Source organism: Candidatus Lokiarchaeota archaeon, from assembly GCA_014730275.1.
Lineage (GTDB): Archaea > Asgardarchaeota > Thorarchaeia > Thorarchaeales > Thorarchaeaceae > WJIL01.
This window is the reverse complement of sequence record WJIL01000082.1, coordinates 24,390-47,693: the sequence shown is the minus strand read 5'-3', so window position 1 is coordinate 47,693 and position 23,304 is coordinate 24,390. Positions and strand designations below refer to the sequence as shown.

Annotated in this window: 16 protein-coding genes; 10 read left to right on the top strand and 6 right to left on the bottom strand. The window is 44.4% G+C overall.

What is annotated here, in order from left to right; all coding sequences use genetic code 11:
- From GF309_09265 to GF309_09255, 3 genes are all read left to right on the top strand, one after another.
- A partial coding sequence (locus tag GF309_09265; protein ID MBD3158963.1) for a methylmalonyl-CoA carboxyltransferase occupies positions 1-1,051 on the top strand: 1,051 nt, incomplete at its 5' end.
- 150 nt (positions 1,052-1,201) lie between these two features.
- A complete protein-coding gene (locus GF309_09260) occupies positions 1,202-1,453 on the top strand; it encodes an ATPase (protein MBD3158962.1) in 252 nt (83 codons plus the stop codon).
- Positions 1,454-1,460: 7 nt separating this feature from the next.
- Positions 1,461-2,102 (top strand): hypothetical protein, encoded by a 642-nt coding sequence (locus GF309_09255; protein ID MBD3158961.1) that lies wholly within the window; start codon positions 1,461-1,463, stop codon positions 2,100-2,102.
- 46 nt (positions 2,103-2,148) lie between these two features.
- On the opposite strand, the gene GF309_09250 is transcribed toward GF309_09255, so the two are convergent.
- From GF309_09250 to GF309_09225, 6 genes are all read right to left on the bottom strand, one after another.
- Positions 2,149-3,357 (bottom strand): GNAT family N-acetyltransferase, encoded by a 1,209-nt coding sequence (locus tag GF309_09250; protein ID MBD3158960.1) that lies wholly within the window; start codon positions 3,355-3,357, stop codon positions 2,149-2,151.
- A gap of 146 nt (positions 3,358-3,503) precedes the next feature.
- Entirely contained in the window at positions 3,504-4,556 is a 1,053-nt protein-coding gene (locus tag GF309_09245) for a response regulator (protein ID MBD3158959.1), read from the bottom strand.
- 9 nt (positions 4,557-4,565) lie between these two features.
- Positions 4,566-5,318 carry a response regulator gene (locus GF309_09240; protein MBD3158958.1) on the bottom strand — a complete coding sequence of 251 codons (753 nt, stop codon included), beginning with the start codon at positions 5,316-5,318 and terminating at the stop codon, positions 4,566-4,568.
- A 1-nt stretch (position 5,319) separates the two neighbouring features.
- Positions 5,320-7,281, bottom strand: a complete 1,962-nt coding sequence (locus GF309_09235; GenBank protein ID MBD3158957.1) for a PAS domain S-box protein — start codon at positions 7,279-7,281, stop codon at positions 5,320-5,322.
- A gap of 336 nt (positions 7,282-7,617) precedes the next feature.
- Complete coding sequence (msrA, locus tag GF309_09230; protein ID MBD3158956.1) at positions 7,618-8,148, bottom strand: peptide-methionine (S)-S-oxide reductase MsrA; 531 nt, start codon at positions 8,146-8,148, stop codon at positions 7,618-7,620.
- A 78-nt stretch (positions 8,149-8,226) separates the two neighbouring features.
- Positions 8,227-8,844: a methyltransferase domain-containing protein gene (locus GF309_09225; GenBank protein MBD3158955.1), complete on the bottom strand. Its 618-nt coding sequence runs from the start codon at positions 8,842-8,844 to the stop codon at positions 8,227-8,229.
- A 164-nt stretch (positions 8,845-9,008) separates the two neighbouring features.
- Here GF309_09225 and GF309_09220 point away from each other — a divergent pair, with 164 nt between their 5' ends.
- The 7 genes from GF309_09220 to GF309_09190 all read left to right on the top strand — a co-directional run bounded on the left by GF309_09220 (position 9,009) and on the right by GF309_09190 (position 23,303).
- Positions 9,009-9,278 carry a hypothetical protein gene (locus GF309_09220; protein ID MBD3158954.1) on the top strand — a complete coding sequence of 90 codons (270 nt, stop codon included), beginning with the start codon at positions 9,009-9,011 and terminating at the stop codon, positions 9,276-9,278.
- A gap of 276 nt (positions 9,279-9,554) precedes the next feature.
- Complete coding sequence (locus GF309_09215; protein ID MBD3158953.1) at positions 9,555-11,351, top strand: hypothetical protein; 1,797 nt, start codon at positions 9,555-9,557, stop codon at positions 11,349-11,351.
- Between the two features lie 44 nt (positions 11,352-11,395).
- On the top strand, positions 11,396-12,979 hold the full coding sequence (locus GF309_09210; protein MBD3158952.1) for a pyruvate carboxylase subunit B: 1,584 nt from the start codon (positions 11,396-11,398) through the stop codon (positions 12,977-12,979).
- On the top strand, positions 12,979-13,506 hold the full coding sequence (locus tag GF309_09205) for a hypothetical protein (GenBank protein MBD3158951.1): 528 nt from the start codon (positions 12,979-12,981) through the stop codon (positions 13,504-13,506). The genes GF309_09210 and GF309_09205 overlap by 1 nt, the downstream gene beginning before the upstream one ends.
- A gap of 3 nt (positions 13,507-13,509) precedes the next feature.
- A complete protein-coding gene (locus tag GF309_09200) occupies positions 13,510-14,685 on the top strand; it encodes a thiolase domain-containing protein (protein ID MBD3158950.1) in 1,176 nt (391 codons plus the stop codon).
- Between the two features lie 225 nt (positions 14,686-14,910).
- A complete protein-coding gene (locus tag GF309_09195; GenBank protein ID MBD3158949.1) occupies positions 14,911-21,738 on the top strand; it encodes a hypothetical protein in 6,828 nt (2,275 codons plus the stop codon).
- A 398-nt stretch (positions 21,739-22,136) separates the two neighbouring features.
- Positions 22,137-23,303, top strand: coding sequence for a hypothetical protein (locus tag GF309_09190; GenBank protein ID MBD3158948.1), 1,167 nt, complete (start codon positions 22,137-22,139; stop codon positions 23,301-23,303).
- Position 23,304 lies beyond the last annotated feature (1 nt).

The window sequence follows — 23,304 nt, the reverse complement described above, 5'->3', positions numbered from 1 at the left end:
GCCCTGTGCTGGCGGAGCGGTGTACAGCCCAGCGGTTACGGACTTCACGCTCATGGTGAAGGATACCGCGCATATGTTCATCACGGGACCCGAGGTTGTCAAGACCGTAACCGGCGAGGAGGTCTCATTTGAGGATCTTGGAGGGGCGATGACGCATGCGTCAAAGAGTGGGGTAGCGCATCTGGTAAGCGAAGATGAAGATCATTGCTTTGAACAGATTCGCAGGCTGCTGAGTTTCATCCCATCGAACAACCTGGAGGATCCACCACTCGTTGATACTGGTCATGCACCTGATGACGTGGATGAGTCGATTGACGAGATTGTCCCTCAAGATCCAAACAAACCGTACGATATGCGTGATGTTGTTTCCAAGCTTGTTGACAACGGTGATTTCTTCGAGATTCATGAGCACTGGGCTCAGAATATGACGGTTGGCTTTGCGAGGTTCGACGGACGTTCGGTAGGCATAGTTGGCAACAATCCTGCGCATCTTGCTGGTACGATTAACATCGATGCTTCGGACAAATGTTCGAGATTCGTACGGTTCTGCGACGCCTTCAATATCCCCGTTATCACGTTCATGGATGTCCCCGGCTACTTGCCTGGCACCGAACAGGAGTGGGGTGGCATCATCAGGCACGGGGCAAAGATTCTCTATGCATTTGCAGAGGCAACGGTTCCCCTTATCACAATCATCACACGAAAAGGCTACGGCGGAGCGTATGATGTGATGAGTAGCCGACATATTGGTGCAGATTTGGTCTATGCATGGCCCGGCTCAGAAATCGCTGTTATGGGGCCACAGGGTGCTATCAATATCATTTTCCGAAAGGAAATCCGAGATGCGGAGGACAAGGAAGCAAAGCGGGAGGAACTCGTAGAGGAATACAGAGAAGAATTCGCGCACCCTTACGTTGCTGCAGGCCTTGGTTATATTGACAAGGTTATTTTCCCCCATGAGACACGACCCCTGATTTGTAGAGGGCTAGATATTCTCGAGACTAAGCGTCAGGATCGACCTCCCAAAAAACATGGTAATATTCCGCTGTAGAATTTGAAGGGTAGGTTCTTTTCCTACCTTTCCGTTTTCTTCATCTCATATAACTGATTTTGCTTAGTTCTACAATCTAAACTATTCATCACAAACATAAAAAGGTCAAAACGTCAAAATAACATAAAGAACGTGGAGGTGAAAGAAAAGATGGAGGTAGTTAAGCGAAATGGTGAACGCGAGACTTTCATGCCCGAGAAGATAACTGTGAGTGCTGTGAAGGCAGGGGCCTCGTATGATACTGCACGAAGCGTTGCAGGATCGGCCCAGTCAGAATTTGAAAGTGTTACAGAAACTGCACAGATACGAGATTATGTCCTAGAAAAGCTCCGTTCAAGAGGAGAAGAATCCGCGGCTGAATCATGGGAACGATATGATCGCGAGAAGAAAGGTCGGAAGTGATTTCTCAATGGACTTGGAGGCTTTGTTGGAAGAAAAGGGCCAGCTGTTCTCAGAAGAATTGGGGATAGACGTTGAGCATGAGCCATTCAAATGGTTCATTGCATCAGTGCTTTTCGGGGGTCGAATCTCCACAGACATCGCGAAAAGGACATACAGGGAGTACGAGAAACGGGGGCTCACTACTCCTGAGGCCATTGATTCGGCGTGGCACTACACCTTGGTCAGAACACATGGAGCTGGTGGATACGCAAGGTACGACGAAATCACAGCTGATTACATGAAGTCGATTGCCAAGGAGCTGCTTGAAGAATATGATGGTGATATACAGAATGTGCATGAAAAAAGTCAATCGCCTAGGGAATTGAAGCAGAATCTCCAGAATTTCAAGGGCGTGGGTCCTGTAACTACGAGGATTTTTCTTCGTGAAATGCGAGGAATCTGGGAGAAAGCTGACCCGAATCTGACCGCTATTGAGAAAAAAGCCGCAAAGAATCTTGGTATCGTTTCAAATGAGAATAACATAACTGAGCAAGTTAAGCAATACTGGGATTATGATTGCGTACAAGGATTTGATTTTCGTAATCTGCAGGCTGCTTTGGTTCGCCATGGACTACATCTCAGGCGTTCAGAGTCCTCAGATTCACCATAAACATCTGGGAGAGCCCATTTAGCTGCTGATTATTCTAGGAATTCAGTCAGAAGTGTTCAATTAACCAAGCTGGGGTTTTTGGGAACCAATCATAGAGAAAACCTGGCGGCTCTTCTCTGAGCATATCAAGCCCTCTTAGATCTTCACATGATAGAGAGCCATACAGTAGCGCAGTGAGACTGCCAATGCTCATTATGATATCTGGTTCAGAATCACCCTTGGGTTCAACCGAGAGCTCACCATTTTGGCTGGTAATCTGGAACGTTTGAGTATTCCATTCGAATTGATTATCAACTATCCTAATGGCTATTGAGCCTTGATTATTGACTGGGATACCATTGAGTGCCTCCTCAACATCGACTATTCTTGCCATCGTGATGAATCGAGCTTTCACATTTGGGACATTTATGCCCTGCATCCAGTGGTAGTAATTCTGAGACAAAGGCGTAATTGGCATCTTGACCTTGATGATTTGATCTTCATGTAGTGAAATGAATCGCAGCAATGCCCTGAGAGCTTTAGGATCCTTCCAAAGCATCTCCTCTATATTCATAGTTCCGACTTTGTCTCTATCACCAAATTGACCATAACCTTTGAGTTTGTAGGCCATGTACCCTTCTGGAATAGAACTAGGTCCGTAAGCCACAACTAGATTACCTCTAAACCAGATTTTGTGTTCATTCCATCGTTTTCTTGTTCGCTTTGCGGCTCCATGTGTTCGTGATGCGATATAGTTATGAATCTCTTCGCATTCTTCCCATCCTGTTTTCGAATCCACTCTCTCAATTCGATAATCTCTAGGCATCTTGGAATATACTATATTTCTTGGGTTGAATGTGAGTGTATACCATGGTGGCATCTTTACATATCCCATCGAAGCATAGAAACTGTCTTTGAATGGATAGAGCATACTAACTCCATATCCCTCGTCTTTCAGTTCTTGCAGAGATTGAAGCATGATTTCTCTAACGTATCCTCGGCGGCGAGTCTCAGGGGCACTTGCCACCATGCTTACTCCTGTCATTTTCTTCCACCTGCTACGAACATTTTGCTCAAGTGGAATCATTCTTGCATGTGCGCGGCTTTTTCCATCCCTCTCAACAATGAAGAACTCACTTGCAACATCTATTTCTTTCAAGCATTTCTCCATTCTTTCATCTTCATCTGAGGGTATTGCGTAGCTATACCGATTCAATTCAATTACATCTTCGATATCTTTGGGTTTTCCTCTTCGTATTTGCATACTGTAGTCCATCGCCTGAGTCTTGGAAAGTGCCTCTTTCTTTCAGCCATTTGCTGACTATATAGAGCTGACTGAAGGCATCTTCCTTCACCTGCATTTGATTGATGTCTGAATGCTACTCATGAAATGTCCAATAACATGCTGCTGATTGCTTTAATCTAAACAACCAATTCATTTTTCGGGACTGTGATCCTGAAAGTGGTGTCAGGTTCGTCAGCGAGTTCAATGGTCCACCCATGCCCCTCAACAACTCGCCTGACGATGAATAAGCCCAATCCACCTTCGGAGCCTTTGCTTGATATCCCTCGGTCGAATAGGTTGTGCCTATACTCGTCTGGAATCGGTTTCCCATCATTGGTAACTAAAATGTCAAGCTCATCCTCATAATCCACCATTGTAACGCTAATGTGATTAGGTTGAGCATGTTCAATGGCGTTTCGGAAGAGATTCAGAAAAACCTGTGCAAGTTTGGTTTCATCACCTTTGACCACTGGTAGATGTCCGATTCTGAACTCAACATCGTGGGTGGTCATTGTGCTCGCTGTCTCCATCACAACTTGTTTCAAATTCACTCGGTCTGTTTTCTTAACGACTAATCCCTCATCTGCAAGCTTAACAGACCTGTCCATCATCTCGGTAATTTTGCCAGCTAGCTGGGCAATGGCTTCTATGTCCGGACTATCACACTCCGCTTTTGCCAAATCAGCATAGCTCATAATCAGTTGGAGTGAGGCTTTCAAATCGTGAGAGATGGTATGGACAACATCACTAAGCTGGTTACTCTTGGCCCTCAAATGGTTGAGTGTGTCCTCCTTTTTCTTTTGTAGTCTTTGCCTTTCCAAGGTTTTTCTGATAACTTCAAGCAGACGATCCATATCAATAGGTTTCGTAACATAATAGACCGCACGGCTTGTCAGAGTATCTACAGCAGTTTCAACTGAAGCATGTCCAGTTATCACGATAACATCCATCTCAGGAGCAATCTTCGCCACTCTATCCATCAGCTTTCTACCCTCAATATCTGGCAGCTTCAAATCAATGAGGGCAATTCTGAAATCTAGATTTTTTGCTAGATTGACAGCTTTTTCTCCCCTACCTACTGTCCTTACATCATATCCTTTTCTCGTGAGGATTTTCTTCAAAACACTACAAACACTTCGATTATCGTCGACTACCAGTATTGAAGCTTTCTCAGTCTCGATTGCTTCCATGAATGGATTCTACTCCTTTTTTGCTTCCATGACAAGATTTACCAAATCGCTTACCTCGGCAAGATCGATTGGTTTTTGCATGCATGAATATGCGTCTTGAAGAAGTGCTTGTTCAACCATTTTATTCATATCCTGTGCATAAGCAGTCACAATTACTGCAACAGTCGAAGGATCCGTCTCTTTGATTTTGAGATAGGTTTCAAGGCCATTTATTTCAGGCAGTCTGAGATCGATGAATAACACATCAAATTCTTCTTTGGCCGCTAATTCCACCGCGTCCTCTCCGCTCTCCGCAGTAACTACAGAATAACCCTTCTTTGTTAGAGCTTTGTCAAAACTCCTTCGAACATTAGGATCATCATCCACAATGAGTATTAGAGCCCCTTTCTCCATCTCTAAAGCTTTCTCTATTTTGTTTCCCACTTTCTCAAGATCAAGTGGTTTGTAGATAACTCCGAAGGCACCCTCCTCAAGAGCTTCTTGAATAAGGTCTTCAACTGCATATGCTGTCATCATAATAACCGCGGCGTCAGGGATTATTGTTTTCAGCTTCTTGTATGTTTCAACACCATTCATGACCGGCATTTTTATGTCTAGGAATACGATATCAAATTGTTTTGGTCCTTTCGCTATTTCAATTGCCTCGCGTCCACTGCTAGCAGTTTCAACTTCATATCCCATTCTGTTAAGAACTCGTGACATAGATGAAGTCATGCTTTTCTTGTCATCAACAATCAGAATCCGAGTTTCCTTGTCTTTCATCTCATTTCGCCCCCGGAAGAGGTAGCTCAACAGTAAAGACAGTGCCTCTTCCAACTTCGCTTTCAACACTGATTGAACCACTATGAGCTTCAACAATTGAATTCACAATAGACAGTCCCAGCCCGATTCCTTTCGCTTTCGTTGTGAATAGTGGCTCAAAGATACTCTCTAGATTATCTTCTGGTATTCCTGTACCTGTATCTTTCACTTTAACCTGGATTTTTCCATCTGGGCAGCACACAGTGGCCAAATCAAGCCTTCCACCCTTGGGCATAGCCTCGATGGCATTTCCGATTAGATTACCAAACACTCTCTCAAGTTGGACTGGGTCTGCAAGCAGAATTGGAGCCTCTTCTTTGAAATCTATCGACAATTTGATATTGTCAGGAATTTCAGTCTTTTCTACCAGCCCATTCAGGACTTCGTTGATGTTAACCTTCATCCTAGTGGGCGGCTTTGGCTTTGAAAATTCTAGCAGACTCTCAATTATATCGACTGAATGTTTGACCTCATCTTCCAAAATCTGTAATGTCTCTTCTATATCCTCATCAGGTTCCTCAATCGCCATTTTCAGGAAATAAACACTATTCTTGATTGCCCCAAGGGGGTTTCGCAATTCATGGGCAATGCCTCCACTGAGCTCACCAATGGCGGCGAGCCTTTCTCTTCTCACCAACTTCTCTTGGGCTTGTTTAAGTTGCTTTGTTTTCTCTTTAACTCTCTGCTCTAGCTCGTTATTCAGCCTTTCCAGCTGCTGTTGTGCGATTTTTCTTTCGGTAATATCATTAACCTGCGTGAAGAAGTATAGTGGCTCTGCTTCATCATCATAAATTAGCGTCGTTTGTAGTTCAACATGAAATACATGACCATCCTTGTGGACATACCTCTTCTCAAAAGATGCAGTCTTTTTTCCCCCCTCAAGGATATCCCTCATAACCTTGGCCCCGATGCCTCGGTCATCTGGATGTGTCAAGTCTTGAAAATTCATGTTGATTAACTCTTTTTCTGAATAGCCTGACATTTCGCAGAATGCATTGTTTGCCGAAACAAAAGTACCATCGGGGCGAACTCGCACCATCCCAATTGCGGCCTTTTCAATGGCGATCCTCAACAAACTCTCTGATTCTCTAAGAGCATCCAACACTTTTCTTGCAGACAGAGCATCAGCTGTTTCTTTTGCTATTGTCTCTAGGAGTTTATGCTCTTCTTTAAGAAATGGGCCTATTTCTTCTTCTGGTTTCTTGTCCAAGTATGCTATCTGGAAATTGATTTCTTCTCCATTACGTGTTTTAGCACAGGATTCAAGCACCCATGGGGTTTCTTTGAATTTGCTAGATGAATATTCCTTATCTCTGAATACAATTTTGACCGCAGTGGAATTTGGATATTGCCAACCTTTCTCTATTGGAGTAATGAGATTCTGAAGTGCTTCTTCGATAGACTTGTCATAGTCTCTTAAGTTATCAATGACCGCCAGTAGCGTATTCCTCTCTTTCATTCTTTCAGTCAGTTTCTTGTTTGTTTCTTGAAGCTCGCGGGTTCTGATTGCTACCCGCTCTTCCAGTTCCTCGTTCAGTTGTCTAAGATCCTCTTCGGCTTTCTTTCGTGCTGTTATATCAACAAATGAAGCCATCATACCGCTTGGAACATTATTCTCCATAACTCGATGTGCTGACAACTGCACATGCATCGTGGAGCCGTCATGTCTTTTTGCAGCAATCTCTCCAATCCAATGTCCTTTCTCTCGAACTTCTTTCATGATCCTCTGGGCTTTTTCCTTGCTTTTCCAAAATTCCATTCCTGAGGTTCCCAGGATTTTTTCATTTTCATCATATCCCCACATCTCACGGAATGCGTCATTTACATACGTCAACTTACCCTGCGAGTCTGAGAACGCCACTCCATAGACTGCATTATCCAAGGCTGCTTGTGCAAATGCCATCTTGTTCTCTAGATTCTCCAAATCAATTCCACCTTCTCGAATAATGCTTGATAATATGAGGGATAGATTGCTGTGAAAACACAAACGGGAAAAACGCTGAAATTTGATGGCGTATTCTCTGAAAGAATTCGAGAGTGCTATTCCAGTGTATAGCGTCGCCTTTCAATTCGATGCCTTCTTGGTCCCTTGCTTTTTTTGAGTTCCCGTTGTTCATTAATTGACTGAATAGGTCTAAGACATTCACTTTAATAAAATAACTCAGTATGTGTGGTGAATTATTTGACTGGGATAGCTCTATTTCCACTGTTCGGAGTAATCTGAGAAGAAATGAAGTTGCTCAAAAGTAAGGAAAGTATCTCACTCACTTAGTTTCAGAGAAAACGTCTGTTCAACCTTCTCAAGTTTCGGTTCAATCACAATTCTGCAGTATCCGTGCCCCGAATTCTTCTCATAATAGTCTTGATGATATTCCTCTGCTGGATAGAAATCATCCAGCTTGCTGATTTGCGTGACTATGGGGCTTTCATACTTGTCCCTCTGGTCCAATTCATTCTTCTTCTGGATTGCAGCTGTTTTCTGTTGTTCGTCGTGGTAGAGAATGATAGATCTGTACTGGGTTCCCACATCATTTCCTTGTCTGTTCAGAGTAGTGGGGTCGTGTGTTTCAAAGAAAACGTCAAGCAATTCTTCATAGCTTATTACTTCTGGATCATATTCGATTTGAACAACTTCTGCGTGACCAGTATTTCCGGAGCATACTTCTTGATAGGTTGGGTTGGCTACGTCTCCTCCTGCATATCCTGAGGTCACTGAATGCACTCCCTTTAGTCGCTGGAAGACCGCTTCGGTACACCAGAAGCATCCTCCTCCTAATGTGGCCTTTTTCATGGTGATAGTATGGTTACTTGACTAATCAACTAATAGATATGCGAGCTGTGTAGAATCTTACATACACTCTGAATGATACTAGGTCTTTTCAGCAATGTATTCTAGGCTAACCATCCTATAAGGCAAGACCCTGAACTCGGTACTTCTCTTCTCCTTGAAGAGAATCTCCATTCCTTCAAAATACTGTTCCGGCTCAGTATCTTTGTAGTAACTATGCACGGTAGGCTCTCCGTGCTCAGTGGATTTCCATTCCCCTGGCCCCACTTTTTCTCCCTGACCACATTGTTGATCTTCCACCGAAAGGAAATTCACGTATAGATATCCCGGTTTTTTGAGCACCCTCCTCATTTCATTCATCGCTTCGGCGGAATCGGCTTTGGTAAGATGAAAGATTGAGTTGTAGGAGTATACCAGACCGAAGCTTTCATTCTCAAAGGGGATTTCTCTCATGTCACCAATCTGAATGCCCAATTCAAGCCCATTCTCTTTGCAGAACTGCTTAGCCTTCTTCACCTGCTCATTAGATGTGTCGATGCCATGGGTTTCGTAACCCAATTCATGAAATAGAGCTAGGGATGGCTTTGAGCCTCCAGCTCCGCAATCTAGTACCGTTTTGTCGACTTCTTGCTCCCGATTAAACCTTCGAAGAACATAGGGAAATCTGTACACTTGTGAGGGAAATAGTACGTTGTACATATTGATAGAGCCTGCTGAATTGTGCTTTCAAATTTTGCCCTCATTCATCACAGTTTGTACCTAAAATTTGGAACACGTGTTCTAAATGGCTGCCAATTGCGAATTTCTCAGGTGCCGAGCAATAGTCCTAAATAGGCTGTTTCGAGATGTTGACCGAGCTTAAAATGTCAAAGCTTCAAATCACGGATACGACCCTCAGAGATGCACATCAGTCGCTCCTTGCAACGCGGATGCGGACTGAGGATATGCTCCCAATATGTGAAGAAATTGACAAAGTAGGCTATTGGTCTCTTGAAATGTTCGGGGGAGCTACGTTCGACAGCATGATGCGGTTTCTCGATGAAAATCCGTGGGAGCGTGTTGAAAAGCTCAGAGACGCCATGCCTAATACGCGTTTTCAGATGCTTCTAAGAGCCCAGAATGTCGTTGCATAATTATGAATACCGGGTAATCTGTACTTTTTCTCAGGAAGAAAATTCCTTAATTATCTGTGGTGTTATTTAGTCATCGCAGATATCGATAGACGGGTATCGACTCTGACTCCCAGATTCCGGCCTAGAGAAAATTCTGAACGCAGAATAATAGATACCGAGGCAGTCTTTGCAGACTGTAATAATGAAATATCAAAACTGAATACTAGCGAATCGGTTAGAGCAAGGAAATATCATAGATGTTTTGTTGAAAGCTTATCAGAAGCGGTTAGTAAAAGGTTGAAAGGTAAGGAGGATACAAGAAATGGATTTGCGCCAAACGATATTCGGCATAGTGAAGCAAATCTGATAATAGAAAAAGGAGCCGATACAAACCAAATATCAACCAAATTTGGCAATGACTGTTCGAAATCGGGGGAGAAAAAAGATCTAGAAAATGAGCACAGGGATGAAAGCTCCGCTTCTAAGAAGCATATGGAATCTAGCGATGGACGAGGAGAAAAACGGAGCTTCGCAATGAAACCACCTATGGTTCATAATATCTATGTATCATCTTTTGACGAACTTGAATCAATTTTAGAACATAATTATCCCGGTCTAAAACTGAATCTTAGTTATGAAGAATGGATTATGGATGCGCGAGCACATTTCCGATTATATAATGCTCGTATCGGTAATCATTGCATCACCCCCAAAGAACTCAGACAAATATCACGAGATATGAATATCCCACGGAATAAGGCAGAGGGTTGGATACACGAAGGCAAATTGCCGCAGATTTATCGCATGATGGAGGTTGCGATGAACAGAGACGACGGAAGCGCAAGAGCTAAGATTCTGAAAGGAAAACTATCTGGAGCATTTACCTTCGATGCAATGAAGAGTCGTCTGGATACATTCCATCTCAAACCAGAATTAGAGAGTCTGAAAGGATTCAATATGCACGAGAAAAATGCCAATTCCTTCTATGCTTTGGTCGATGCTTTGCCTGAAGGTGGACTGAAGAGGGATTTGGTGAAACATATCAATGCCACTAGGAACGCAGAGCGGTGGATGGATGGTGATTTACCAAGATTGCCTCGAATTGCTAGTGAGATTCCAGAAAAGGCACCTCGAGATGGTTGCAGGTGGCTACCTTTAGAAGTCACAGGGAAGTCTTTCAGCAACTGGATTCAAGTTCCTGAAACAGTCGAGACTGTAGAGGATGTCAAGATGGTTCTTGATCAGCTGAAACCCATTGAGAATAGAGAAATGAAAAGATGGCAGGAGAAATATGGGCGTGTATCCAAAGAAGAAGCTTTCATGTACTCATTGGGTGTGTTATGCTCCGATGGTTCATTATATCGAGGTAGTATGATTGAGCGGTTTGGGTTGAATCTAAGCAAGAGATATGAATGGAGTGGTGATTTCGGTGATGCTACATGCTACTACTTAGGATGTCTTGGCTTAGAATCGGGACGCATTTCGGATAAATCCAGTGAATATGTCTGGAAGGGTGAAGTACGCGTAAGTGAGAAGTATTGCTGGATTAGCCAAAGTTCAGCATTGTTGAATTGGGTGAAGAGGTCAGTTTTGGGTTTTGAATTGGAAGGGAGCAAGCAGGGTAGATTGAATGCAGGTTGGATTGTAGAATCCCCCGAAGAATGGAGAAAATCATTCATCCAAGGAATCGCAGATGGAGATGGTTGGGTGGGTAGTATGCGCCCAGGAATTTCTACTATCGAATACTCAGAGACTTACAAAAAGATTCTAGACTCATTCGGAATGGATGTATATGTTCGGGATAATGGCATTGTTTTTACAAAGAAAGCTGACATCACAAAAGCTGCTCAATTACCGTTATTTCGTCATGCTTTGAGTCGGTTAAAGAAATTGCGTAAGCTTGCTATGATGTACAAGGTATCAGGAAATGCCGGGCATATGTCTGACCCTGAGAAAGAACTGATATATCAACTAAGTATTGAGGGATTGGGACCCGGAGAAATGCGGAACGCAATTTGGGAGGAATTAGGGATTAGCAGATCCATATTAGCAATTTCCAGGTTTCTGAAAAATCATAATGATTCTTTTTCGTAACAGAACTGCTATATAATCAATGAATAGATACTGGTATGGTTGTAATGAAGAATCTCCTGATTACTGATACCACGCTTAGAGATGCACATCAGTCGCTCCTTGCAACGAGAATGCGGACTGAGGATATGCTCCCAATTTGTGAGAAGATAGACAAAGTGGGATATTGGTCTCTTGAAATGTTTGGAGGGGCCACATTCGACAGTATGATGCGGTTTCTCGATGAAGATCCGTGGGAGCGGGTTGAGAAGCTCAGAGACGCCATGCCTAATACGCGTTTTCAGATGCTTCTAAGAGCCCAGAATGTCGTTGCATACAGCCACTTTCCCGATGATGTGCTTGAAGCCTTTGTTGTTGAAGCTGTTAAGGTAGGAATTGATGTTTTCCGCATATTTGACGCGCTTAATGATCTGCGGAATATGAGAGCGGCCATGGATTTTGTTAATCGTGAAGGGGGTCATGTTCAAGCCAGTTTCTGCTACACGCTTAGTCCCTATCACAGCAACGAGAAATTCGTAGAGAAGTCAAAGGAACTCTACTCTATGGGAGCGGACTCGATTTGTATTAAAGACATGGCCGGGCTAATATCTCCAAAGAATGCTTACGAGCTTGTCACGTTGCTGAAGGATGATTTGGATATACCCATTCAGCTCCACTCACACAGTACAAGCGGCATGGCTTCAATGGCATACCTCAAGGCTGCTGAGGCTGGTGTTGATGTCGTTGACTGCGCAATATCACCACTATCAATGAGGACCTCGCAACCCGCCGTGGAGTCAATTGTTGAAGCTTTGAAGGGAACGCCTCGTGATACTGGTCTTGATATCAAGCTGCTATCGGAAATCGCAGATTACTTCCGAGAAATCTGGGGAAATTACAAACAATTCGAAGGTAGCCTTAAGGGCGTCAATCCACAGGTCCTTGAATTCCAGATTCCAGGCGGAATGCTATCTAATCTGGACAACCAGCTTAGAGAGCAGGGTGCCTTGAATCGCTATGACGAGGTTCTAGATGAAGTTCCAAAGGTGAGAGCGGAACTTGGCTACCCCCCACTCGTTACCCCCTCAAGCCAGATTGTTGGTACCCAGGCTACACTCAATGTTGTTACCGGTGAGCGATACAAGGTGATTCCGCACGAAGTAAAGCAATACATTCGTGGTTACTATGGACGACCCCCTGCAGAAATAGACCCTGAGATTCAGCAGAAGGCCATTGGAGATGAAGAGCCACTTGACTGTCGTCCCGCTGATATGCTGGAGCCAGGCCTTCCAAAGGCAAAAGAAGCCTTGAAGGACATTCCGCATGAACCTCGGGATGAAGTGTCATACGCTCTGTTTCCTCAGTACGCTCTTGATTTCCTGAAGCGGAAAGCTCAGCGGAAGTCTCGAGGTGATATGACACCAGAACTTGAGGCCGCACTTATTTCGGCAGTCCTTTACTCTTCGAGAACTGGACCGGGAGCAAAAGGCAGAAGAGAAGCAGGTGATGCATGGGGACTTAATGGGAGAGCTGACCTTATGGAATCGAAATCAGCAACATCCACATCTGGATCCTGGGGCTCTTCGAAGTCCGCCTGGAGTGCCTATGGACGGGAACGGATTATGAAATCTAGAAAACGAGGCGGTTTCTAATGAGCCCAGACTATTTACTGGACATCGATGGAAAAGAACATGAAGTAAATATAGACCGTCTGGACGAAGGTGGGCTTCTGGTCGTGAAGATTGGATCGCAGAGCTACACACTCAAACCTGAACAGGATGATGAGGGTGGATGGTCTGTTAGTGACACTTCCAAGGAATACAGTCTAAAGCTATTAGAAAAGTCAGGGAAGAACGCTGTGGTAGAGCTTGACGGTCACGAATACGAAGTAGTGTGGTCACGAAAGCGAGAGGAACCGGTTTCTTCATCTACTGGGGGAGGTTCCGAGAGCTCTGCTGAGGCAATAGCAGGTGGCATATACCCTCCTATGCCCGGAACTATAACCGAGGTTCATGTGGATGTAGGCGATATTGTGGAGAAAGGACAGACTGTATGCATTCTTGAAGCAATGAAGATGTTTAACGAAATGAAGGCTCCAGCTGATGGAACTGTGAAAGAGCTTCATGTCGAAGAGGGATCCAAGGTCACACCCAGCGACTTGCTTGCTATCATCGAATAGAAGGTGACTCTACTGCCAAGAGCGTTTGTAACAGGAGCTGGCATGACGAGATTTGGCGTTCTTAAGGATTCAATTACAGAACTGGCTCTGAATGCAGCTGAAAAAGCTATAGAGGATTCTGAGCCTGTTGCTACCGAGATTGACTACCTCATCGTCGGTTCTCAGAACCCGGCTGAATTCACTGGTATCGATCATCTTTCTACACTTCTTGCTGATTCTCTTGGTATTGTTCCAGCTGCGGCAACGCGTGTAGAAACCGGGCCATCCTCTGGAGCTAGCGCTTTCGAAGAAGCATTTGCCCTTGTAAAAGCAGGACTAGCTAATGTGGTTCTTGTCATCGGTGTCGAGAAGATGTCCGGAGTGAAACGGAGTACTGCTTCTCGTATTTTGGCGAAAATGATGTCGTACGAAAATGAGACTCGGTACGGTGCTACACCTGCAGCATTAGCTGCTATGATGGCACGACGATACATGCACGATTATGGATTGAGCCGAGAAGAATTGTCTTTGGTTCCGGCAAAAGCTCATGAAAATGGTTCGAAGAACTCACTCGCACATTTTCAGAAAATAATTACGCCACAGCAGGTGAGTGATTCAAGAAAGGTCGCTGATCCTCTAACGCTGTTTGATTGCTGCCCAACGTCGGACGGAGCTGCAGCAGCTGTCGTTGCATCCGAGGAAACAATCCGGAAACTGAACTTGATGGAGAGTTCAGCAGAGATAGCCGCTGTTGGACATGCAACAGATTATCTTGCTGTTCAGCATCGTCAGTCACTTACTTCAATGAAAGCAACAGTAGAGGCTGGAAATCGTGCCTACAAAATGGCACAAATGAATCCGAGTGACATTGACGTATGCGAGGTTCATGATGCCTTCTCAGTTTTCGAACTCATAAACATGGAGGACCTAGGCATAGCGTCACGGGGCGAAGCTATCAAACTAGTAGAGGACGGCGTTACCCACGTATATGGCAAATTGCCTGTCAATCCAACTGGGGGATTAAAAGCACGTGGACATCCAACAGCGGCTACGGGTTTGGCTCAAATTCATGATGCTCTTCATCAACTCATGATGAAAGCTCCTCGAAAATTGCAGGTTGAGAACCCTGAAGTTGCGTTATGCCACAACATTGGGGGATTTGGGAATAATATGGTCGTCACGATTCTAAAAAGACACTGATTTTCAGCTAATACTCTGTTTTACTCATCGTTTTTCTTCAAGAAAGGTAATACTGAACCCTATTCATCCAAGTATTCTTTTTTAGTTGCCCATAACCACCAAAGGATATTCAGTTGAGCCTAGGCTCCATATGACTGAATGCACGAGTCAAAAGAATAGGGAAACCGTGCATTATCATCGTTTAGCCTGGATCAGCTATGAAACCTTTGCAAGGGGCCGCTATACATGGATAAGAAGAGAATCATACTAGTTGGTGCTTTCTTCGCGCTACTTCTGATACCAATGAAGCTGGGAAATATGGGTACTACTTCAATAGATACTGATTTGCCAGCAAGAGAAGACAGACCGATTCAGACTGCAGATACACTTGACGAAACCACTCCATGGTGGAATACCACCTTTCATTACCGTCGTCACGTCAATCTAACTGACACAAACTCTACTCCTCGTGTTGACGTACCTATCCATATATGGTTCTCATTCGAGAATAACACCTGCTACGAGAATTCCATACGGATTGTAGATAGCAACGGCGTAGAGGTTCCGTCGCAGGTCTATAACAAGTCCTACTGGGAGGATTCTGATTACCTTAGTGGAGCAACTCTCTTTTGGTACGCAAATATCAGCGCTGACTCCACAGCAACCTACTGGATTTACTACTCTGAAGTGAAAAGCCTCAGAGCACCAAGCTATGATTCAGTTGTATGGTTTGCAAGAACTTCCGGTTCCATGTCCGGCAAGTTTGATGTGAACTACTGGAGCTTCCGTGGCGATTGGTATAACGTAACGATGTACAATTCTGCTGGAGGCAAAATGACTAATGGCGCTCACAAGCTTGCAGATGGAACTTGGGATTGGACTTGGGCAACCGATCGCGGTAGCATGCACTGGAACCCAGACGGCCTTGGCGGAGAACAAACCCATGACATTAGTCCTATTTCTGGGACCACTTCTGTCAATTTGGATGGTCCTCTTTTCATCAATTATACAACACAGATACCTTTCGGCTCATATGCAAAGATGAATATCAGCTATACTTTCTATAGATGGGGCTGGACTACCCGTATCTACATCAAGTATAGTGGAAGTACTAGTGGCGATGGTAGAACGGACGAGTGGGTATTCAGTCCCTATCAGACCTCGAAAGCAGTAGAAATCGATGAAAATCTGACTCAAACTGTTCATTCCAGTTGGTCCGCTTCTGATAACAAAGGGAAACCAGCTGGTTTTGGTTGGTGGAATAACAACACTGGCATATCTCATGGTACTGTTCGAATATCTCATGAGAGCTATAACACGAATCCGAGTTATCCTAATAATTATGCTGATTACTATTATCGCTGGCATGATAGAGCTGAATACGAGTTTTGGGATACGCAAGTTCCCACGATATATGCAGTAGACGGCACTATTCTGGAAGAGCGTACAGCATTTGCTGTTTGGAACGGGTCAGAAGGAAAAGATGGCTATATGAGAGTCTTCAATGCGACCTCTCAGTATCTACCTGTTTTGAAATCGAAAGGCAATGTCTCTTCCTATTCGTTCAGAATCAATGTCAAAGATCTTGGCGGCTCCAACATCGAAGGTGCAAATGTGACCTTGCTTGATCCAGCAACTGGTGATCGTCTTTGCAGAAGTGATGGCACTCCATACAGTGAATTGACAGACTCAGATGGTAATGTAACTTTCATCGGTCTTTTGAACGAGACTTACACCATCGTTGCTTGGATTGATAGCAGAAACTGGCTTAACAATGAACTAGGTGCAACCGGAATGAATGTTACCTGGAGTGGTAACCGAGATGCAACCGGCCCATTCACCCCTGTATCAATCACTTTGGACTTGGCGTCTGTTGATATTCATCTAGACGATTTGATGGGTGATGATTTAGGAACGGAAGGTTCAGAAACGGTTCAAGTTCGAGTCTACAATGCTAGTGCTCCAAATAATGACGACTGGAAATATTTCGATTACGAAACCGCAGATGCGAATGGAGATTTGACGTTCACAAGGATACCAAAATCAGACTGGATGTTCAACTTCTCTTACAGCGACACAGATACTGGGCGAATCTATACTTGGGAGAATCTTGCAGAGTACTGTACCTATCAGATAAAGGAATCTGAGGTCACTGGCGACCTTTCACGAGAATGGACACTACCGCTTGTTACTGTCGATTTTAATGTGAAGGCCTATGACGGTCAGAATGTTGAGGATGCAAATGTGAGGATCAGTAAGAAGGGAACTTCAAATCCTTATGATTCGCGTCCGGATTCTCAGTTCAATATTACAAGGTCGACTGATGCTGATGGGAATGTGACATTCTACAGAATTCTGAATGGAACATGGAATATCTATTTGTATCGGAACGATGCCTACGGCCAAACTGCATTCAATGATACTGAAGAACTGAGCGACATTCAGACTCATGCTTTCAAACAGATGGTCATTCCGCTTACATGGTTGAGAGTTAGGGTACTTGATAATGAAGACAACCGCGTGACAAATGCCCAGCTAGACTTAGAAGTGAATGGGCAACATCTCGTCACTGCTTATACTAACTCATCCGGAGAGCATAGTTTCCACTGGATTGTGGCAAACGATTCGAGTATTCCCTTGAATTATACTCTAATCGTAACTAAATCCGATCGAGACGCATCGGATACCATGTACGCCTCTTTTGATTGGAATTACTGGAATATTCTTACATTAACATCGCCTGATTACTCCCCAGGATATACTGAACTGAATTGTACCATTTCGACCACATCGTGGAAATATGGTGATAACCGTTCGTTTATCGTGGGATGGTACAATCGAACTACAACCGAAGGAACTAGCTATACCGATCAGCCATTATCAGACTATAGTCTGGGTGAGATAGAGTTCCGGATTTTACACCAAGGAAGCATCGTGGGTGAGGGTCTATGGAATAGCTCCCATTCGCTAAACATAACTCATAGCGGAACCGGTTCAATTAACTTCACTGTGTATATTGATACGATATATCATCAGATGAACGCGAGTAGCTATCCTTACCTCATTGAACTGAATGCCAGTAGCAGTGACCCGGGATATGAAGACACAGATACTTACACGGTCACGGCTGTTGTTTCGGTTAGTTCAACTTCAGCAAATGGTGATGAGTATGCCTCAAGACATTGGTCAGACGGTTTTGTAGAGGACTATTCACTCACCACAAATCCGTATGGCCGAAATGCCTTCAATCTTAGTGATCTTACATTTGCCAACTACACAGTATACAATGCAACGGATGACGTCATTTCGCAAGGCAGTCTGAATCACCTTGGAGATGGCATCTATCGGTTCTCTGATGCTGTTCTCAACAGCTCAGATGTTGGCAGCTATGAGGTTTTGATTTGGCTTTACAAGTACAACTACGTTAATCATAGCAAAACCCTGACAGCAGACTACACTGCTATTCCCACTATTCTCAATGTTGAATCACCCACTGATTATGACTGGAACAATGTGGGATCGGAGAGCGTGATGTTCCAATTCAACAACACGCTAAACAATACCGAAATTGGGTCTGCCGATTCTATCACGATATATTGGATCAATCAAGATACAGGTGAGACGCTCCTGGTTGATACATCTGCATCTCTTACCTACAGCTATCCTACGAACATAGTTGCTAACGGTACATGGAAAATACATGTGTATGTATCGAAGGCCAATTTCGAGTCCGCGAATACGCTATCTTCAGAATTCGTTGTCAGTCCTGATTCCATGGAAATCGAGCTGACATCATCTGACACGCAGATAGTTGAATGGGGCACCGAGGAAGCCGTTTTCACGTTCGAATATCAGCGAGTAGCAGAATCGTCAACGGATGTACCTGGCGCAGAGCTTCTGAGCATAGACTGGGCTGGAGAAACATCTTTCGTCGATAATGGAGACGGCTCATACGAATTGAGCATGTTCGCGGTACAAGAAGCATCGAATTACACGTTATCATTCACAGTCTGGATGCCCAATAGAACGGGAGCATCCCAAACAGTCAATATCGATGTGTTGATTCCTTTGGCGATTTCGATGGAAGCCGGGGGATCGGAACAGGACCCGATTCAGCAGTACTGGACGCGTCAATTCAATATCGAAGTAGTAGCCGGCGACTTATCAAATCAGTCTGCATATGTTGAAAATGTTACTGTACTATACGATTTTCCAGCTGGTGGAATAAGCGGAACAATGGAACAGAACAGATCAGGTCAGAACTACTGGTTCGCCTTTGATGCGTCAGTAGCTCCCCAACCTGGAATCTATCAAATCGATGTATCTGCTTCCAGGGCTGGTTGTAGTTCTACAACATCCAAGATTTACATTGAGGTTCAACCAACCCCAACCTTGGCCGCGGCGGAGAAACAGTTGCTTACTGTTTACTATGCCGACATATATTCTTTGAATTTCACGTGGAGAACCAATATTGAACCAATGGTTGGAATAACAGATCCGGGTACAGTAGACATCGAACTCTGGAAGGGTGTATCCCTGATAAATGACAGTGTTGGTGGCTTGACCGAACTTGGTTCAGGCAACTACCAGTTTGAGATGGATACAAAATCTCTCGGAATGGGTGCTGAATCTCCAGATGCACCAACGAGCTATTCCTTCGTCATTTCAATGAATAAGCGAGGCTATGAAGACCCGGCTGCGGTTACTATTATCGTTCTAGTACTTCAGACACCTACTGAGATGACTGCAAATCCTGTATCGCCGGTAACTTGGTCTGAGGACTTCTCTGTAAGAGTACACTTGCAAGATACAATCCACAACACATACCTCTGGCAGGATACTAATGTCACTTTAAATTATGGTGATTTCTCAGATTCATTTACATCTCTTGGCAATGGCACATTCGTCTTCACTGGAGATTCAAGAGATGTGTTCAATGCATCATCTACTCCCCATGAGATGACTATCCAGTACACTCTAGATAACTACCTTGATGGTGAAATATCCGTCTCTATAAAGGTGAATCCTCTTCCATGTCGGTTGGTCATGATTGACGAGCCTTCGGAAGAACATCAATGGAATTCCACAATCTCGTTGAGATATCAAGTCGTAGTGAACTCGACAGATACTATAATACAGGCAACACATGCTTACTTCAGATGGGCGCAGTATCCTCAAATCAACGACACCTTCACCTATAACGGGTTGAACAAATGGTATGAAGGCGTGATAGACACAGGTCTTGTACCTGCAGGAACCAGAACATTGGTGCTTGGAGCCAGCCGCGGCAACTACTCGATTCCTTCTGTTGAGTTCGAGATAGATGTTACCGAGCTACTCGCCACCTTGGAACGGACACACGCAGGTCATCTAGATGTAATATTTGGTGTTAATCAGAGTGTAGAACTTCAACTGAATTATGCCTATGATGGCTCTCCACTAGCAGGAGCGACCGTTTCCTATAGATGGGCCGGATTAGAAAGAACTGCTTCGTATTCTAACGGCAAGTACATTGTGCAGTTCAATCCTTCAGCTGATGAATCGCTAGAAATACCTGGGGACTATCAACTGAATCTCACGGCATCATTGCTGAACTATACCACAAAGACTGCCTCTGTACCACTGAAGATTGCTGCACCAACGGAACTGACTGGATCTGCTGTATACATTGAGGAGGATCAGTCAGCAACCGCTTACTTCAGATACTGGGATACATACAACAATCGGCCAGTAGCAGATGATGGAGAGTCAGGTCCAACAGTCAGAATCTACCTTCCTGATTCAGAAAGCCCTGTTACACCTGCATTCAATGGAACTCACTACTACTTCAGCTTTGAAGCATCTGATCTTGGTGAAGCGCAAACCGATCCATATGAAATTCAGCTTATTGCGAGTGCTTACGGTTATCAGAATCATACGGCGACTTCTGGTGATGATGTAGTGGCACTTGATGTCTACGTGAGTCCACCAACCTATAACATTCCTCTGGTTGGGCGGGTAGATAGGAGCCTTGTCAATCTTGCACTGATAATGGTCGGTCTGTTTGTGGTTGTTGCCGGCAGTGCTGTAGGAATCCAGAGATGGAGACGCCCTCATGCTATCAAGCAGATAGAGAAGGCCATCGGAGCTATGGAGGACGGAAAGACAGCAAAGGTAGATAATATCAAATCCATGGGTGAGGTCATCTCGGAAATCCTTGCCACAGGGTTGGCTGAACTGGATATGGAAGCTCCAACTATCGATACTGGTGTAGAGGTTGAATTCCAAGAGACGCTTGACGAAGAGTCAGAAGAACTCCTTGGAGAGTTGGATGCTCTTGAGGAAATAAGCAAGGAGGAGCCCACTCCTATAGAGGAGACCCAGGACTATGAGGCCGAGCTTGAAGCAGAGCTAGAGTCGATGGATGAAGTAGGTCTTTCTGTTACAGACATCTCAGGTGTTGGTGGTACCCTCGCCGACAGGTTGGCCAAAGCTGGATACGAAAGCTTAGCAGATCTTGCAACCGCTGAACCTGAAAACCTTGCTCAAGAGGTCAAAGGAGTCAGTAAGCGGAAAGCCACGGCTATTGTGACAGAGTCCCAGTACATGTTGGATGAGACCTCACCCGAAGAATCTGCAGATGAAGAACCTGTGGATATGCCAGATGAGGAAACCGATCATGTCGAACCAGAAGATGATGTGGAAGAAACCGAGGAAGGTCTTGAAGGGGACGAAGGCATAGACTCAGATGACTCTGACAAAGAGGAACTGAATAGCGAAGGCGATGATGATGTTCCCGATGAACCGGAAGATGAAACCACTGAGGAAATTGCCGATGATGAACCTGAATCAGGTGAAGAAGAGGATTCCCCTCAGACGGCTGCTGATGAATCAGATACTGAAAAGGAAATTGAGACCGTGAGGGAAGTTGAAGAAACCGTTTCGGAATCAAAATCTGAGAAACCGATGACAAAGAAAGATCTCATCGAACAGATACCTGATGATATCAAGGAGGAAATGGGCGAGGAAGAGATTCGCAAACTATCCAAGAGCGAACTTGAAGCTCTCCTCAAGTCAGCTGATTCATCAGATTGAGAATGAATCGGTGGTTATCTCCCACCAATTTCTTCCTCCTTTCATCTGATTACTCTTCTATTGAATCTACACTCTTTTTTTCATGATTCCCTACTAGCTGCTTCATTTTGTCTTGATTGTAGCTAGCCCGCTGTCAGATATTCTCCTTCTCTAGTAGAGCTGCCGAATACCCCTCTTACCTCTCTTTATTAGCAATAGGGTTGTATTAATCCCCAATTCATCCAAGAATCTCTTATTAGTATCTCGTTGAACTTCACTATCATACAATGAGCCTACATGATGCACTTCCATATCGGGCATCATGGTGAAGCAAGGGGTAGGCGAATACATCAACTGCGTTTTCGTTCATTTGGTGATCGCCTGTTGAAAAAGGCTCAGCAATTGGAGCGAAATAGAATATGCCGAAAGGATTAGCGGTACTACGTTGGGATGATGAATTAGGTCCTGTTGTTACAGCCAAAACACCTAAGAAATTGCAGGTTGGATTGGATCCGACCACAAGTATGCGTGTTTATGGTATTGCAACATTAGGCGAGACTGAAGAATCGCAGAAGCCAGGATTCAGCACTTTGAATTTTGATGAGTTTAGGCTGGCTGTCTATTACGGAGGGCTCAATATGCATCTAAAAGGCCTCCCGTCAATGGTCTTTCTTGTATTGGAGCCTGATGAGAATCCGGATGTCTATAAGGATGCACTTCCTGAGATAGCCACTCAGATTTTCCTACATACCGACGATGACGAGTATGTAGATATGCTTCCTAAGATGTACAGTCAGCTGGCTCGATACACGAAAATGACCTTCGAGCAGCGGCAAGCTTCCATCCTCAGCGATGATGTGCGTCGGGAGATTCTCAAGACACTCATGAGAGATGGGACCATGGAATCTTCAGATCTTGAACAGATTATCCTTGATGAAGTTGGAAAGAAAATAGATGTGGACATGGTTCTTAGGCCACTAGTTAAGATGGGTATTATTGCTACTGGTTGGGTTGAAGGTCTATCAACCGAAGTCATTTACCTGACACGGGCCATTCTGCTATTGCGAAGAATATCTCGAGATACTATAGGAGCTGTCAAGTCTGGTGCGCTCCCCCAGGATGTTGCTGACAGTTACCTTGAAGCTAGCAGAAGATACCATCGCGATTACGTTGCAAGACTGCGCAAAGATCTGAGCAAAACGATATGGGCGGATGCAGAACAACTAGCAACATTCATTCTTGATTTTGATGCTTACGACGTAATTCAGATTCTACGCGAAGGCCCACAACAATTCGAACACTTGCCAAGCCTGCTTGATATGACGAAATCACAACTAAGAAAGCAGGTGAAGCGCTTAGAGCGGGCCAACATCGTAGCTACAGTAAATGACGAAGAAGGAAGAGAACACGTTCTTCTAAAGAGCAGTCCTGAGGTTGCTACCGTGTATCCTGAATGGTTGATTCAGCGTACTGTTGACCAGTACAATGAGGAAATGATTCCTAGCAGACAAGCGATACACTATCTGGAGATACTCAAGAAATCACATCCGAGTCAAGCAGCAGCAGCGACCGCGGAGGCTGAGTAGA